24 protein-coding genes are annotated in these 13,689 nt (G+C 36.8%); 16 read left to right on the top strand and 8 right to left on the bottom strand.

The annotated features are described in order from the left end of the window. Window positions 1-4 precede the first annotated feature (4 nt). From SNE38_RS16420 to SNE38_RS16410, 3 genes are all read left to right on the top strand, one after another. Window positions 5-826: a MetQ/NlpA family ABC transporter substrate-binding protein gene (locus tag SNE38_RS16420; protein WP_318247693.1), complete on the top strand. Its 822-nt coding sequence runs from the start codon at window positions 5-7 to the stop codon at window positions 824-826. A 116-nt stretch (window positions 827-942) separates the two neighbouring features. Further along, a complete protein-coding gene (locus SNE38_RS16415) occupies window positions 943-1,467 on the top strand; it encodes a GNAT family N-acetyltransferase (protein WP_191703945.1) in 525 nt (174 codons plus the stop codon). A gap of 21 nt (window positions 1,468-1,488) precedes the next feature. Beyond that, a complete protein-coding gene (locus tag SNE38_RS16410; RefSeq protein WP_191703944.1) occupies window positions 1,489-1,923 on the top strand; it encodes an NUDIX hydrolase in 435 nt (144 codons plus the stop codon). Window positions 1,924-2,015: 92 nt separating this feature from the next. Here the strand turns inward: SNE38_RS16410 and SNE38_RS16405 are convergent, their stop codons facing one another. The 8 genes from SNE38_RS16405 to SNE38_RS16370 form a co-directional block, all read right to left on the bottom strand. After that, window positions 2,016-2,984: an HNH endonuclease gene (locus SNE38_RS16405; RefSeq protein ID WP_191703943.1), complete on the bottom strand. Its 969-nt coding sequence runs from the start codon at window positions 2,982-2,984 to the stop codon at window positions 2,016-2,018. Window positions 2,985-3,122: 138 nt separating this feature from the next. After that, complete coding sequence (locus SNE38_RS16400; RefSeq protein WP_191699923.1) at window positions 3,123-3,692, bottom strand: manganese catalase family protein; 570 nt, start codon at window positions 3,690-3,692, stop codon at window positions 3,123-3,125. A gap of 27 nt (window positions 3,693-3,719) precedes the next feature. Then, window positions 3,720-3,983 carry a spore coat protein CotJB gene (locus SNE38_RS16395; RefSeq protein ID WP_318247692.1) on the bottom strand — a complete coding sequence of 88 codons (264 nt, stop codon included), beginning with the start codon at window positions 3,981-3,983 and terminating at the stop codon, window positions 3,720-3,722. Next, complete coding sequence (locus SNE38_RS16390) at window positions 3,980-4,204, bottom strand: spore coat associated protein CotJA (protein WP_191703942.1); 225 nt, start codon at window positions 4,202-4,204, stop codon at window positions 3,980-3,982. The genes SNE38_RS16395 and SNE38_RS16390 overlap by 4 nt, the downstream gene beginning before the upstream one ends. Before the next feature lie 273 nt (window positions 4,205-4,477). Then, window positions 4,478-5,032, bottom strand: a complete 555-nt coding sequence (locus SNE38_RS16385) for a nucleotidyltransferase family protein (RefSeq protein ID WP_225223777.1) — start codon at window positions 5,030-5,032, stop codon at window positions 4,478-4,480. A 5-nt stretch (window positions 5,033-5,037) separates the two neighbouring features. Beyond that, window positions 5,038-5,304, bottom strand: coding sequence for a hypothetical protein (locus tag SNE38_RS16380; protein ID WP_191703941.1), 267 nt, complete (start codon window positions 5,302-5,304; stop codon window positions 5,038-5,040). Between the two features lie 57 nt (window positions 5,305-5,361). Then, window positions 5,362-5,550, bottom strand: a complete 189-nt coding sequence (locus SNE38_RS16375) for a hypothetical protein (RefSeq protein WP_191703940.1) — start codon at window positions 5,548-5,550, stop codon at window positions 5,362-5,364. 111 nt (window positions 5,551-5,661) lie between these two features. After that, complete coding sequence (locus SNE38_RS16370) at window positions 5,662-6,132, bottom strand: DinB family protein (protein ID WP_191703939.1); 471 nt, start codon at window positions 6,130-6,132, stop codon at window positions 5,662-5,664. A 202-nt stretch (window positions 6,133-6,334) separates the two neighbouring features. Between SNE38_RS16370 and SNE38_RS16365 the strand changes: the two genes are divergently transcribed. The 13 genes from SNE38_RS16365 (at window position 6,335) to SNE38_RS16305 (ending at window position 13,476) form a co-directional block, all read left to right on the top strand. Continuing rightward, window positions 6,335-6,595, top strand: coding sequence for a metal-sensitive transcriptional regulator (locus SNE38_RS16365; RefSeq protein WP_191699918.1), 261 nt, complete (start codon window positions 6,335-6,337; stop codon window positions 6,593-6,595). Window positions 6,596-6,647: 52 nt separating this feature from the next. Next, the gene (locus tag SNE38_RS16360; RefSeq protein WP_191699917.1) at window positions 6,648-7,124 is read left to right on the top strand and encodes a DsrE/DsrF/DrsH-like family protein; all 477 of its coding nucleotides are present in this window, start codon (window positions 6,648-6,650) and stop codon (window positions 7,122-7,124) included. 10 nt (window positions 7,125-7,134) lie between these two features. Further along, window positions 7,135-7,476 carry a rhodanese-like domain-containing protein gene (locus SNE38_RS16355; protein WP_191703938.1) on the top strand — a complete coding sequence of 114 codons (342 nt, stop codon included), beginning with the start codon at window positions 7,135-7,137 and terminating at the stop codon, window positions 7,474-7,476. Between the two features lie 11 nt (window positions 7,477-7,487). After that, window positions 7,488-7,784, top strand: a complete 297-nt coding sequence (locus SNE38_RS16350) for a rhodanese-like domain-containing protein (protein ID WP_336046901.1) — start codon at window positions 7,488-7,490, stop codon at window positions 7,782-7,784. Window positions 7,785-7,833: 49 nt separating this feature from the next. Then, window positions 7,834-8,394 carry a sulfurtransferase TusA family protein gene (locus tag SNE38_RS16345; RefSeq protein WP_191703936.1) on the top strand — a complete coding sequence of 187 codons (561 nt, stop codon included), beginning with the start codon at window positions 7,834-7,836 and terminating at the stop codon, window positions 8,392-8,394. 1 nt (window position 8,395) lies between these two features. Further along, window positions 8,396-8,791, top strand: coding sequence for a DsrE/DsrF/DrsH-like family protein (locus SNE38_RS16340; RefSeq protein WP_191703935.1), 396 nt, complete (start codon window positions 8,396-8,398; stop codon window positions 8,789-8,791). Window positions 8,792-8,868: 77 nt separating this feature from the next. Continuing rightward, window positions 8,869-9,996: an MBL fold metallo-hydrolase gene (locus SNE38_RS16335; RefSeq protein ID WP_336046900.1), complete on the top strand. Its 1,128-nt coding sequence runs from the start codon at window positions 8,869-8,871 to the stop codon at window positions 9,994-9,996. Window positions 9,997-10,124: 128 nt separating this feature from the next. Further along, window positions 10,125-10,352: a sulfurtransferase TusA family protein gene (locus tag SNE38_RS16330; protein WP_191699911.1), complete on the top strand. Its 228-nt coding sequence runs from the start codon at window positions 10,125-10,127 to the stop codon at window positions 10,350-10,352. A gap of 60 nt (window positions 10,353-10,412) precedes the next feature. Next, window positions 10,413-11,201, top strand: coding sequence for a sulfite exporter TauE/SafE family protein (locus tag SNE38_RS16325; RefSeq protein ID WP_191703933.1), 789 nt, complete (start codon window positions 10,413-10,415; stop codon window positions 11,199-11,201). A gap of 143 nt (window positions 11,202-11,344) precedes the next feature. Further along, on the top strand, window positions 11,345-11,857 hold the full coding sequence (locus tag SNE38_RS16320) for a GNAT family N-acetyltransferase (RefSeq protein WP_191703932.1): 513 nt from the start codon (window positions 11,345-11,347) through the stop codon (window positions 11,855-11,857). 42 nt (window positions 11,858-11,899) lie between these two features. After that, entirely contained in the window at window positions 11,900-12,472 is a 573-nt protein-coding gene (locus SNE38_RS16315) for a dihydrofolate reductase family protein (RefSeq protein ID WP_191703931.1), read from the top strand. 212 nt (window positions 12,473-12,684) lie between these two features. Then, entirely contained in the window at window positions 12,685-12,999 is a 315-nt protein-coding gene (locus SNE38_RS16310; protein WP_191703930.1) for a hypothetical protein, read from the top strand. 66 nt (window positions 13,000-13,065) lie between these two features. Next, on the top strand, window positions 13,066-13,476 hold the full coding sequence (locus tag SNE38_RS16305) for a hypothetical protein (protein ID WP_336046899.1): 411 nt from the start codon (window positions 13,066-13,068) through the stop codon (window positions 13,474-13,476). Window positions 13,477-13,689 lie beyond the last annotated feature (213 nt).

Genomic DNA, 13,689 nt, shown 5'->3' with positions numbered 1-13,689 from the left:
GATTGTGAAAAAAAGATGGTTATTAAGTTTAGCAGCAGCCTTTGCATTAGTTGGCTGCACAGGGCAAGAGGAAGCAAAAGATAATAAAGATTCAGGAAATGAAGAAACAACATTAAAGGTCGCATCTTTAATTGCACCAATGACGGAAATTCTAGAGTTGGTTGAGCCGCAATTAGCGAAAGACGGCATCGACTTGGAAATTGTCGTTTTAGGTGATAATGTACAACCAAACAGTGCACTCGCTGCAAAGGAAGTGGACGCAAACTTTTTTCAGCACGTCCCATACATGGAGGAATTCAATCGGAATAATGGCTCGAATTTAGTGCCAATTCAGCCGATTTACTTTGCGAATTACGGTGTCTATGCAAAAAATCATGATTCAATCGATGACTTACCGGATGGTGCAACAGTGGCGATTGCCAACGATATTTCGAATGTCGACCGTTCTTTAATGCTGCTTGCCCAGCATGATGTCATTACATTAAAGGAAAAAACAGATGTTTACTATACGTTAGGGAGCATAGAGGACAATCCGAAAAATCTTCAGTTTAAAGAAGTTGATTTATTAATGCTGGCGCGGATGTATGATGATGCCGATGCAGTTATCATGACACCTGCCTATGCGGCACCACTTGGCTTAACGCCAAAAAGTGATGCACTGCTGACAGAAGGTGTGGAAAATGACTTCGCAATTACATTAGTAGCTCGTGAGGACAATCAGGACGACGAAGCAATCAAAAAGCTTGCCGAAGCAATGACAAGTGATGTTGTGCGCGATTTCCTAAAGGAAAACTACAATGAAACGGCAACACCTGCTTTTGAATAGATAAATATATTAAAATGCCGAAACGCAGCGTTAAACCTGCGTATCGGCGTTTTTTTCTATGAGAAGAATTAAAGATGTTATATAATGAGTGAAATTGTAAAAAAGTGGGTGAAAGAATGTTTCCGACGTTATCAACAGACCGATTAGTATTAAGGGAAATTTTCCAGGAGGATGCAGAAGCTATTTATTCTTATTTTTCGGATGACCGCGTAACAAAACATTATGGGATGAATACTTTTACAAACTTAGAGGAAGCTGAGAATTTAATTAATGCTTTTTCTTCAAATTTCACACAAAAAAGAGGCATTCGTTGGGGAATTGAAAGAAAAAACAAAAAAGGTTTAATTGGTACGATCGGTTTCAACTTATGGTCACCAGCTCATAAACGCGCTGAAATAGGGTATGAAATTCATCCGGATTTCTGGAGACTCGGCTATACTTCAGAGGCTTTAATGGCAATAGTTGATTACGGTTTTAATGAATTAGGGTTAACAAGAATTGGAGCAGTAGTTTTCATCGAAAATCATGCATCGAATCAATTATTGCTGAGTAATGGTTTTGAAAAAGAGGGTATTTTAAAAAAATATATATATCAAAATAATATAGCTTACGATGTGAATATGTTTTCAATAGTGAAATAGATGCAGAAAGTAGGGGGGACAATGAAAACTTTTGGTAAACGAAATGATGATTTAAATTATTGTAAAAGAACTGGAGCTTATGCTGTTATTCAAAATGAAAAAGGGCAATTTTTGTGTGTGGAAGAAGTGAATGGGTATTTGTTTTTGGCAGGTGGAGGTATTGAGGCGGGTGAAACTTCAGAGCAAGCACTGTTAAGAGAGTGTATAGAGGAAACAGGCTATAAAGTCGAAATTGTAAAATTTATAGGGGAGGCCGAAAGACATTGGGTATCGACAAAATATCCAAATGACTCCCAGCATAATATCGGGATATTGTATGCTTGTGAACTATTGGAAAAGGTGGCTGAACCTGTTGAAATTGAACCGATGCGCTGGGTATCTTTTAAAGAACTGGAGGAGCGCCTATTCCATGAACATCATTTATACTTAGTGAAACAGTATTTAAATAGTTTGTAATGGATAAGTGCTTGGAAACCGTCGTCTCTTTTACTTACATAATATATAATGAAGTGCCGAAGCGCGGTATATTAGCGTTTCGGCATTTTCAATTAAGGCATCCATCCGCCTACAACCCCATTATTCCCGGCAAACATATACAGCTGTTCAAGCTTAGCTGCATTGTAATGATTCAGGTTGTCTTTTAAAATTTCTTGACTAAGTAATTCCTCGTTTCTTTCAATTAAGCTATTAAGAAATTGGGGAGCTGCCAATTTATCGCTTTTTCGTGTATTACAAGTGGGGCAAGCGAGAACAAAGTTCCAGAGTAAATCATTTTGGAAATAGCTCCAAGGAATAAAGTGATCGACATGTGTTTTCGAGTGCAAGGTTTTATTACAATAAAAGCATGACGACACACCTGCTTGCTGCAATAAACGTTCAAAAGCCTTTAATGACTGGCGTTCTGTAATGAATTCAACTTTCGTCAATAAACTCTGCACTTTTTCGACTTCGTTAAATTTTTCGAGGAATAGAGCCAATTGATAATTTGTCACATTCGTCAAAATGCGTTTATACGTCTGGAGGAATAATAAATATTTCGGGTGAAACTGTAAATATTCCCGTTTTAAGTCAAACGTATAGATTTCTCCATTAAAATCCCCGTAGAGCGCACCAATGACATATTTTTTCCCTACTTGCTTAACTTTTTGAACGAGCTCAATTTTTTGGGTGTCCGTCAGCTTTTCAAAATTCCAATTGGCCGGTATAGAATTTTGATGCGCAAATTTCTCTATTTCTTTTTGAACACTGGATGGCTGAGCGCGGGTATTGGATTGCCAGAGCCCATGATCAATGACAAGGTTCCAATAAATTTTAGTAAACGAATAAAAAATCGCATCATAGGAGATTTCACCTTGTTCATTGGCAGTAATACACCCTTCTAGCAGAGCTTTAAAAAACCCATATTTATATGTAGTTGTCGTTTTCCCGTGATAAAAGAAATGGTGAAGTGCATTCCAGGCTTCCTGGTCTGTTATATAAGTTTTCTTCATTTCTGCGACTTGCAACTTCCAGGACATGACTTCACCTCTTAATTTATGATATGGGAGTATTATACATTAAATATGATTTTATATAAAAAATAACCCATCTTTGGGCTTAGATGGGTTACTACATGGAGTGGATTTCGTTACTTCAAAACTGGGTGCATAAGGAAGTTAAAAAATCTTCTTCGTATCACGATCATCTTTTAGAATTTCTACAGCCTCTCTAAATCGCAGCGAATGAACAATTTCGCGTTCTCTCAAAAAAATTAAACTATCATTTAAATCACGGTCATCCGACATATCAATGATCCACTGGTAGGTAGCGCGGGCTTTTTCTTCTGCTGCAATGTCTTCGTATAAATCGGCAATTGGGTCTCCTTTTGCCTGGATATAGGAAGCGGTAAAAGGTACTCCGGCAGCATTTTGATAGAATAAGGCTTTGTCATGATTGACGTAATGATCGGCAAGACCTGCTTCTTTCATTTGTTCAGGAGTGGCATCTTTCGTGAGCTTGTAAATCATCGTTGCAATCATCTCAAGGTGAGAAAATTCTTCTGTAGCGATGTCTGTCAAAAGTCCGACTACTTTATCTGGAAGTGTATAGCGTTGATTCATATACCGGAGTGCGGCAGCTAATTCTCCATCAGCTCCCCCATATTGTTCAATTAAATACTTCGCAAGCGTAGGATTACACGTACTAACCTTCACCGGGTATTGCAATTTCTTTTCATAATACCACACACATTTTCCTCCTAAATAAAGTAGCTTTTAAACTTGCCAAGGCCATGGAGTATCCACCCAGTTAAAAGGATAATTAGAGTAACTTCTGCCAAAATTCATTAAAGGACCAAATTTTTGCTCAAATTGAATCTTTAACTTTATGCTTTGTTCTGTAAAGTCATTAAATTGCTGAATAATTTCAAAATCATCAGGGTGGGTGTCCAAATAAAGGTTTAACTCAACAATGACAAAATCAATTGCCTGAATTTCCTCCAGAAGGCTATAAAATTCAGGGGGCATTTGTTTGCTCACGATGATTCATTCCTTTTTTCAGGATTAGGATATGGACTAAATAGCTGAGGCCATAGGGTACCATGCATTAAAGCTTCTTTAGCTGTTTGAAATTGGGGTAATCCACTAGGTTGAAATCCGATATAGAGTTGTGGGGGAGTGGAATAGCTTTTCACTTCAATAGGTTTGCACGGGTCGTTCGGGCTAATATACGGTCGCCAGTATTTATATTGTGTAAACACAAAACGCTCCTCTCAGGGTAGTGTGTATCATTTAAGTGTATGTTAAGAAATAAAAATAATGAATCCGGTGCTTGTTTATTCATGTATTTTAAGGGGGAATGGTGCAATTTTGTGGTTATTTATGGAAATATATAAGATGAAGCAAGTTAGAAGTGCGCACAAATCGCCTATAAAGCAATTTGTGCTTTGTGGATAGTCTACATGTATGAGCTAAATTTTATATAATGTATGCGATTGGAGCGTGTGTCAGGGGAAGCATTTACTATGGTAACGCTATTCTGATTTGATAATTAAATAATGCCAAATCGAACGCCAATTTTTGTTTTGTATTCGATTTAAATAAATAGTATGTAGATTGGCGTTTTGGTTAAATGGAGGCGTAGGTCTAACTATACCTTCAAATAAATCGCTCAATCCATAAGGAGCCATTATTTCTATCTTTTCATTATTTAGACGGACAGCAATTGATGTAGGTGTTTCGGGAAAATGGGCTACACCATCAAATGAAGATAAATAAGGAGAGACTTTATTTTTAATATGCATTCTTGCTTGGTTTTTTACCGACCAAGGTTGAGCGGGCATTATATGTTGCAGCTTGGATTCTAAGAACTTTTCCGTCTCTGTTGAACAATCGGATTTATCAAAATAAATGACATCAATATCGTTTATTTCTGTTTGTAAGTTATGTAAGTAATCCCAAACCTTGTTTCGAATAACGCCAGCTGCAACCCAGCAATCGTTTAATTTTAAAGCTTGTACGGATTTTAAAATTGACATAAATACATCGTCTGATTTTATGATTTTAGTTAGCTCTAATTCATAAGTCAAAAAGGTTATCTCCTTTGGTTAGTATCAATCGTATCGCCATGTTCAATTTTACCTACACGTTCATTCAATTCATCTATTTGTTTTTGTAAATTAAGTATTTCTTGTTTTTCATCGCTGAATCGTTCTTCTGCTCGAGTCATGTTTTTCTTATACGTTTTATAAAAGAAAACCACTAATATAATCGGAATTGCCATAAATCCCAACATAATGATTGTTGCCAATACATCTCCTATATTTAGAGCAGTTGCTCCGCTGGATGTGCTGTTAGTCATCAAATTATTCCTCCGTATTTTTTTGTTTTTTCGAAATGAGTGAGGATTTTACATAATTTAATTTTTATCCGATTGCTTCTGCAATTCACGTTCGATTTCCTCATCACTTACTTCTGTGTTTTTGGCTTCTATATCATCGGGATACTTATTTTTGATTAATTGACCAATATACGAATAATTGATTCCATGTTTTACTGCAAGAAATATAACGATATAAAGTAGAAACAAGAAAAAGATTGCGCCCATTTAACTGTCACCCCCATCCTTGAATTCAAATTTTTAATACTTATATTAGAGTTGAATCTTTATTGGTATGGCGCATATTGTAGCTGCTGCAGCTTTGCTTATTGACAAAAACTACTCATAATTTCTTACAATCAAATCAGAAGAAATCGGTTTAAGCGCCAGTTCCCTTGCCCAGATGGATAATTGCCCGATATGGTGAATTTCATGTGTGATGATATGTGCTAGTATCTTTTTTTGTGTAAAGTGCAGAATTGTTCCGTCACGCCGTGTTACTTTAACGATGCATTTTTCATAATCTGAAGGTAAGTGTTCAATGAATTTTTTAGTATGTGCTTTCACAAATATCGAGTAAGCTTTAACCGCATTCAAATCGGTAATTTCATTTCGTGCTTCAAATACAATTTTTGATTCCAGCATTGAATTTAACCAGAGTAGCTCACAATCGATAATATGTATTAATGTTTCCCGAATACTTTTCATACCGCCTGTACGCTCTTTATAGAATTCTTCTTCCGGAATGGATTCACACCACTGAAACCAGTCATCGCGTACTTGCCAATTATATTGAAATAAAGTTAACATCATCCACCTCGTTTATCTAATAATATAAAATGTATGAAAATTATAACTTATTGGTGGATTTATAGAAAGAACAGGGTAACAACATGTAAAATGGAATTAAACTCGACTGCAAATTAAAAAAATATAAAACGGTTGACATATACCCCGAGGGGTAGTAATATGAGGTCAAGCTAATAAAAACATTTCAAAAAGAGGTGAGCGTATGCAATACGATCCAAAGGTGCTGGCACGTATGAAAAAGATGGAAGGTCAGCTTCGAGGCATTTTGCGGATGATGGAAGAAGAGAAAGATTGTAAAGACGTCATTACTCAGCTAAGTGCTGTTCGTTCTGCTGTTGACCGTACTATTGGTGTTATTGTAACAGATAATTTAGTGGAGTGTCTTTCACAGGAAGATGCAGAAACAGTAGATAAAAATGCAATCGTTAAACAGGCAGTAGATCTGTTAGTAAAAAGTCGATAAGGCTTTTTATTTTTAACACAAAATATACCTATAGGGGTAGGGGGACAATAAAATGGAAAAGAAAAGAACAACCATCGTTTTATTCAGCGGTGATTATGATAAGGCAATGGCGGCTTATATTATTGCCAATGGTGCAGCAGCATATGATCATGAGGTAACAATTTTTCATACGTTCTGGGGTATCAATGCTTTACGAAAACAAGAGCCAGTAGCAGTGCAAAAAGGCTTCCTGGAAAAAATGTTTGCAAAAATGATGCCACGTGGTGCTGAAAAGCTCGGCTTATCGAAAATGCAAATGCTCGGTATGGGTCCAAAAATGATTAAGCATGTTATGAAAAAGCATAATGCGTTAACATTGACACAATTGGTTGAAATGGCACAGGAACAGGATATTAAGCTTGTGACATGTACAATGACGATGGATTTATTAGGTCTTCAAAAAGAAGAATTATTAGATGGGATTCAGTACGCGGGAGTTGCAGCTTACCTAGCAGATGCGGAAGAAGGAAACGTAAATCTATTTATTTAAGAGGTGACTTATGGAAATAGTAATACTGATTGCTGTAATTGTTGCATTTTTTGTTTGGCGTATGAAGCCTGTAAAAGGAGTAAATACTATATCGACAGCGCAACTTAAAACAATGATTAATGACCGTAACAAAGTATTTATCGATGTTCGTACACCGGGTGAATACAAGGCACGTAACATCAAGCAATTTAAAAATATTCCGCTTGGTTCCGACTTTTCAAAGCTGCCAAAGGATAAGGAAATTGTTGTGATTTGTCAAAGTGGTATGCGATCTAGTCAGGCTTGTAAACAATTAAAAAAACAAGGGTTTGAAAATGTGACGAATGTCCGTGGCGGCATGAGCGCATATTAGGAGGAATGAACATGAAAACTATTTTACCAGAAGAAGTAAAGAAAAAGTTAGAAGCAGGCGAGGCGTTACATTTAATCGATGTTCGCGAAGTAGATGAAGTAGAGTCAGGTCACATTCCAGGGATTACACATATTCCTTTAGGATTACTTGAATTCCGTATGCATGAACTCAACAAAAATACACCTTATATTATGGTATGCCGTTCAGGCGGACGCAGTGGTCAAGCTACAGCATATTTAGAGTCTCAAGGTTTTGATGTGACGAATATGGCTGGCGGCATGCTGGAATGGACTGGCGAAGTAAAATAAAAAATTTTAGTAAAAAATATACCCTATCCGGTATGAGTGGAGGATTCATATGATTAAATCAGACGTACAACTCGATGCAAAGGGCTTAGCTTGCCCGATGCCAATTGTTAAAACGAAAAAAGCGATGGGTAATTTAACAGAAGGTCAAGTATTGGAAATTCAGGCAACAGATAAAGGTTCTGTAGCGGATTTAGCTGCTTGGTCAAAAACAGTCGGTCATCAATACATTGGGACAAATGAAGAAAATGGTGTGTTTTATCATTACATCCGAAAATGTAATCCAGAAGTAAGCGAAGCAGTGGAAAAGTCGTTTGAACAAACGATTTCAAATGAAGGTGCAATAAAAGAAGAGGGCATTATTTTAGATGTGCGTGAAGCAGCGGAATATGCATTCGGTCATATTCCGGGGGCAAAATCTATCCCAATGGGTGAGTTATCAGAGCGTATGAATGAACTGGATAAGGCACAAACTATTTATGTTATTTGCCGTACAGGAACACGCTCAGATTTAGCAGCACAGCAGTTAGCCAAAGCAGGTTTTACGAATGTTTATAATGTCTTACCTGGTATGTCAGGGTATGAAGGCGAACTACAGAAAGAGGTTGAATAAAATGTCAAACAAAGTAGCGATTATCGCAGCAAACGGTGGCCTTTTCGATGCATATAAAGTATTTAATATTGCCACTGCAGCCGCAGCATCAGATAAAGAAGTACAAATTTTCTTCACATTTGAAGGCTTGAACCTAATTCATAAACAAGGGATGCACGCACTTGAAATGCCGGCTGGTAAAGAGCATTTTGCGGAAGGATTTGCTAAAGCAAATGTACCAGCAATCCCACAATTATTGGAGATGGCACAAGATTTAGGAGTGCAATTCATCGCTTGTCAAATGACAATGGACGTGATGGGCTTAACGAAAGAAGATTTCGTAGATGGAATTAGTGTAGGTGGAGCTGTAACATTCCTGGAATATGCAAAGGATGCAGCACCAACATTAACGTTTTAATCTATTGGTTTTAGTAGCATTTTGCTACTAGAGCCCAAAAAATTTTAAACAAAATAATACCTATGGGGGTACTTGATATGACAGTAACAGCTTGGACAGCGGCACAAGTTGCACGCAAAGTAATCGAGAACAAAGAATTATTTATTTTAGACGTACGTAATACAGATGCATTTGACGATTGGAAAATTGAAGGGCATCAAATCGAATACTTAAATATTCCTTACTTCGATCTTTTGGATGGTGTAGAAGAAATTTTACCGAAGATTTCTAAAGATAAAGAAGTTTTAGTCGTATGTGCGAAGGAAGGCTCTTCTATTATGATCGCAGAAATGCTGTCAGATGCAGGTCTTACAGTGGCTTATCTTCAAGGTGGTATGAAATCGTGGTCAATGTATCTTGAGCCAATTAAGGTAGGGGATTTAAAAGATGGCGGTGAACTATATCAATTCGTTCGTTTAGGGAAAGGCTGCCTTTCTTACATGGCGATTAATGGCGGAGAAGCTGCAATTATCGATGCCGTCCGTTTCACAGATGTTTTCACAAACTTTGCAAAAGAAAAAGGTGTAGAGATTAAGCATGTATTCGATACACATCTGCACGCTGATCACATTTCCGGTGGACGTCATATCTCAGCTGCAACAGGTGCAACGTACTATTTACCGCCAAAAGATGCGAAAGAAGTAGTGTTTGACTATACACCTTTAACAGATGGATTAACAGTACATTTAGGTGCATCACAAATCGAAGTAGGCGCTTTATATTCACCTGGTCACACAATCGGTTCAACATCTTTCGTAATTGATAGTAAATATTTATTAACAGGTGACATTTTATTCATCGATTCAATTGGTCGTCCGGACTTAGCTGGTTTAGCTGAGGACTGGGTTGGTGATTTACGCGAAACGTTATATAAACGCTATCGCACATTAGCAGAGGACTTAATCGTATTACCAGCACACTTCATGATTATTGAAGAGCTGAATGAAGATGGTACAGTGGCAAAACGCCTTGGTGACTTATTCGCTGAAAACCATGGTTTAAATGTAGAGGACGAAGCAGTATTCCGTTCAATGGTAACAGATAACTTACCACCACAGCCAAATGCTTATCAAGAAATCCGTATCGTGAACATGGGGAAAGTGACACCAAGCGATGAAGAGCAAACAGAGATGGAGATTGGACCTAATCGTTGCGCAGTACGTTAATTCATTCATAAATAAAATTAAATGTTATACCTAACGCTTGCCTCGTGCTCAAGAGGCAAGCAACCGTATTGTACGGTAAATAAGAAAATCGCTTACAAAAATCAATTTTAAGAATAGAGGAAACCAATATGAATATCGCAAAAACTTTAGACGCAAAAGGCTTAGCTTGCCCAATGCCAATCGTACGTACGAAAAAAACTATCGATACAATTAATTCAGGTGAAATTTTAGAAGTATTAGTAACAGACAAAGGCGCATTAAATGACTTTACTGCGTGGGCTGGTGCTGGTGGTCACACAATCGTAGAACAAAAAGAAGAAGCAGGCGTACTGTACTTCTACATTCAAAAAGCATAAAAAAATAGCGAGTAGAGAAAAGTTCTACTCGCTATATTTTTTTCGAAAGAAGGCATTTATATGGAAATCGATTTATCGTTCGCATTTATAGCGGTCATTTTTGCACTCGGGTTTATCGGCTCATTTATTTCTGGCATGCTCGGTGTTGGCGGTTCGATTATTAAATACCCATTGTTACTTTATATTCCGCCAATGTTTGGTTTAGTCGCATTTACTGCACATGAAGTTTCCGGGATAAGTGCTGTACAAGTATTATTTGCTTCGATTGCAGGGGTTTGGGCTTATCGTAAAAGTGGATTGTTAAACAAGGACTTAATCATATATATGGGTGTCGCAATTTTAATCGGTAGCTTTATCGGAAGTTATGGCTCGGGATTCTTGTCAGAAGATGCCGTTAATATCGTATATGGTTTATTAGCTGGCATTGCAGCGGTGATGATGTTTATTCCAAGGAAAACTGTTGAAGATACAAAAGTAATTACCTTTAATAAACCATTAGCGAGCTCACTTGCACTGATTGTCGGGATTGGTTCAGGGATTGTTGGTGCAGCAGGCGGATTTTTACTTGTGCCGATTATGCTCACAGTACTAAAAATCCCTACACGCATTACAATTGCAACAAGTTTGGCCATTACTTTTATTTCCTCAATCGGAGGCAGTATTGGGAAAGTGATGACAGGACAGGTCGAATATTGGCCAGCCTTTATTATGATCATCGCCAGCGTTATTGCTGCCCCACTAGGTGCAAAATTAGGGCAAAAACTGAATGTAAAAATATTGCAATGGCTACTCGCAGTCATGATTGGTGCAACAGCAATTAAAATATGGATTGATATTTTACAAGGATAAACTTAAAGTTAGACCATTATAATTCATCCTCGCCAACTCGTTTGGTGGGGGTTTTTTATGTAATGAGACTTACTTGAAAGGTAATCATTAATTATCTGTCGAAATATGATAACAAGAATAGTCATATTTGTGGGGGTTAGGTAATGCGCCTTGAAACCGAACGATTGTTGATACGGAAATTTGAGTTAAAAGATCTACAAGCTGTATATGAATACACATCCGATGCCAAAGTTATGAAATATATACCTGAAGGTGTTTTTAAAGAAGAGGCTGTTAAAGAATTTATACAGCAAAATATGGGGGAAGAAGCTGAAAAATTCGCTGTCATATTAAAAGATGAAAATCTTCTGATTGGGCATATCTTTTTTGGTAAATATTTTGGTGATCATACATATGAGATTGGGTGGGTGTTTAATCCGAAATTTTATAACAAAGGGTATGCATCAGAATCAGCCAAGGCAATGTTAGAGCATGGATTTGAAAAAATGAAATTACATCGGATTATAGCAACTTGTCAACCACAGAATACACCCTCTTACCGTGTCATGGAGAAGATTGGCATGAGAAGGGAAGGGTATTTCAAAAAATGTATTCCGAGTGGGGATGAATGGTGGGATGAGTATTATTACGCTATTTTGGATGAAGAGTGGAAGTGAGCTGCAACAAATAAGTAATGGGGTATAGAAGGAGCAAAGATAATGGTAGATAATAAAACAAAGAGAAGAGTAATTTTAGATTTGGCGATTACTTTAGATGGTTTGATTGAAGGGAAAAACGGTGAAGTGGATTGGTGTATTATGGACCCGGAAATGAACTTTAATGATTTTTTGAATCAAGTTGATACAATTTTTTACGGCAGAAAGAGTTACGACTTATGGGGGCAATATACTCCAGAAGAAGGGGGATCCGAAACCGAAAAAGAAATGTGGGATTTGGTTCATAACAAAGAGAAATATGTGTTTTCCAGAACTCAAAACGTAACCGGTCATCAAGCAATATTTATAAATAATAACATCCGTGAAGAAGTAATTAAATTAAAGAACAAACCTGGTAAAGATATTTGGCTATACGGCGGGGCAAGTCTCATTACTACGTTTATCAATTTAGGGCTTGTTGATGAATTTAGATTATCTATTCATCCCGTCGTATTGGGAGAAGGCAAACCGTTGTTTATTGATATTAAACAGAGGTTAAATTTGAAAGTCGTGAATACAAGAACATTTTCTTCCGGTATTGTACAGATCATTTATCATTGGGATGATAATTTATAATATCTATTATCTAGAGGATAAGTGGAATAACTTACAGGGGACGGTTTTGAATGAGAAAAACGACTCGTCTTCAGAGTAGGTCCCATTCAAATTCATTAAAATGGCATATTATATAATAGTTGAATAGTAAAGATGTAATTAAAGAACGATATTTGCTTAACGTGACCAAAAAGATAGAATAAAGCTTATTACAAAATTTGGAGGTTGTTTATTTGAATAATATCGAACAAAGTGTATCAAGGAAGCATAGTTTAATAAGCTATAGTTCACTTCTAGTTGGTATTATATGTTTCTTTATCGTTTTTGTAACACCTACAAGGTTGGCCCACACTGGAAATATGACAGGAGATTATATCACTTACTTCCTGACATTTATAGGTATCCTAATGTCACTTGTGGCGCTTTCAAAAGAAACGGAGAAAAAAATAATTCCCGTACTGTCTTTAATTCTTTCCTCATCGCTCTTTATTTTTTGGATAGTAGCGCTTTTTGCATTGTTTACAGGTCTAGCGGATTTTGCTCCATAATTCAATTAAAGGGCGCAGTTCTTAAACAAGAATTAGCGTCCATTTTCATAAAAGGAGATTAATATATTGATAAAACAAATAGGTGTTGTTTTGTTTTCCTTGTTATTACTAATGGGATGCAACGACAGTAGCATAAAACGAAATACAGAACTTGAAGAAAAACTTCATTCATCGATTATTATGGTATCTGATAATAGCACCAGCGCACACTATATAGATACTTTTACAGATTTTAAATGGGAGAACGCTTATTTATTTCAACCTTATACAACGCAAGCAGATATTGAAAAGCAGTTGGGCGTTGAATTCAAGGATCCCAGCAATATTGGATCAAGAGATGATATTTATTTATTGGTTTTCTTAAATCAAGGTAAGGTTGTTCAATATGCAGAAATTGAACGTTTAAGAACTAATTTTTCTTTAGGGGATAAAGAGTCTCTTGAACCTTCAAATGATATTATTTACATAGAGCGATGATGATGAGGCAGGAGGCAGTTAATTGTGAATAAATAAAAATCGACTTTGAACTAGGTTATAAACAATAAATAAAAAAGAATCCATTAGGACCCTGAACTGAACCCTATTATGTAGACAGTTTAAAAAAAGCGATGTAGCAGTTTCTTATGCTGCAATTAGATGACTTCGGTAAGTTGCCGGAGTCATCTTTTTTAATGTCCATTGTTTTCTCGT

Source organism: Solibacillus ferritrahens (assembly GCF_037027585.1).
GTDB lineage: Bacteria > Bacillota > Bacilli > Bacillales_A > Planococcaceae > Solibacillus > Solibacillus ferritrahens.
Note: the sequence above shows the minus strand (reverse complement) of the source record. Positions and strands in the feature narration are given on the sequence as shown.

Excerpts from the sequence above, each read along its gene's own strand:
- SNE38_RS16415 (WP_191703945.1), top strand. The coding sequence starts at position 943 with ATGTTTCCGACGTTATCAACAGACCGATTAGTATTAAGGGAAATTTTC.
- SNE38_RS16410 (WP_191703944.1), top strand. The coding sequence starts at position 1,489 with ATGAAAACTTTTGGTAAACGAAATGATGATTTAAATTATTGTAAAAGA.
- SNE38_RS16405 (WP_191703943.1), bottom strand. The coding sequence starts at position 2,984 with ATGTCCTGGAAGTTGCAAGTCGCAGAAATGAAGAAAACTTATATAACA.
- SNE38_RS16380 (WP_191703941.1), bottom strand. The coding sequence starts at position 5,304 with ATGACTAACAGCACATCCAGCGGAGCAACTGCTCTAAATATAGGAGAT.
- SNE38_RS16375 (WP_191703940.1), bottom strand. The coding sequence starts at position 5,550 with ATGGGCGCAATCTTTTTCTTGTTTCTACTTTATATCGTTATATTTCTT.
- SNE38_RS16370 (WP_191703939.1), bottom strand. The coding sequence starts at position 6,132 with ATGTTAACTTTATTTCAATATAATTGGCAAGTACGCGATGACTGGTTT.
- SNE38_RS16365 (WP_191699918.1), top strand. The coding sequence starts at position 6,335 with ATGCAATACGATCCAAAGGTGCTGGCACGTATGAAAAAGATGGAAGGT.
- SNE38_RS16360 (WP_191699917.1), top strand. The coding sequence starts at position 6,648 with ATGGAAAAGAAAAGAACAACCATCGTTTTATTCAGCGGTGATTATGAT.
- SNE38_RS16355 (WP_191703938.1), top strand. The coding sequence starts at position 7,135 with ATGGAAATAGTAATACTGATTGCTGTAATTGTTGCATTTTTTGTTTGG.
- SNE38_RS16350 (WP_336046901.1), top strand. The coding sequence starts at position 7,488 with ATGAAAACTATTTTACCAGAAGAAGTAAAGAAAAAGTTAGAAGCAGGC.
- SNE38_RS16345 (WP_191703936.1), top strand. The coding sequence starts at position 7,834 with ATGATTAAATCAGACGTACAACTCGATGCAAAGGGCTTAGCTTGCCCG.
- SNE38_RS16340 (WP_191703935.1), top strand. The coding sequence starts at position 8,396 with ATGTCAAACAAAGTAGCGATTATCGCAGCAAACGGTGGCCTTTTCGAT.
- SNE38_RS16335 (WP_336046900.1), top strand. The coding sequence starts at position 8,869 with ATGACAGTAACAGCTTGGACAGCGGCACAAGTTGCACGCAAAGTAATC.
- SNE38_RS16330 (WP_191699911.1), top strand. The coding sequence starts at position 10,125 with ATGAATATCGCAAAAACTTTAGACGCAAAAGGCTTAGCTTGCCCAATG.
- SNE38_RS16325 (WP_191703933.1), top strand. The coding sequence starts at position 10,413 with ATGGAAATCGATTTATCGTTCGCATTTATAGCGGTCATTTTTGCACTC.
- SNE38_RS16320 (WP_191703932.1), top strand. The coding sequence starts at position 11,345 with ATGCGCCTTGAAACCGAACGATTGTTGATACGGAAATTTGAGTTAAAA.
- SNE38_RS16315 (WP_191703931.1), top strand. The coding sequence starts at position 11,900 with ATGGTAGATAATAAAACAAAGAGAAGAGTAATTTTAGATTTGGCGATT.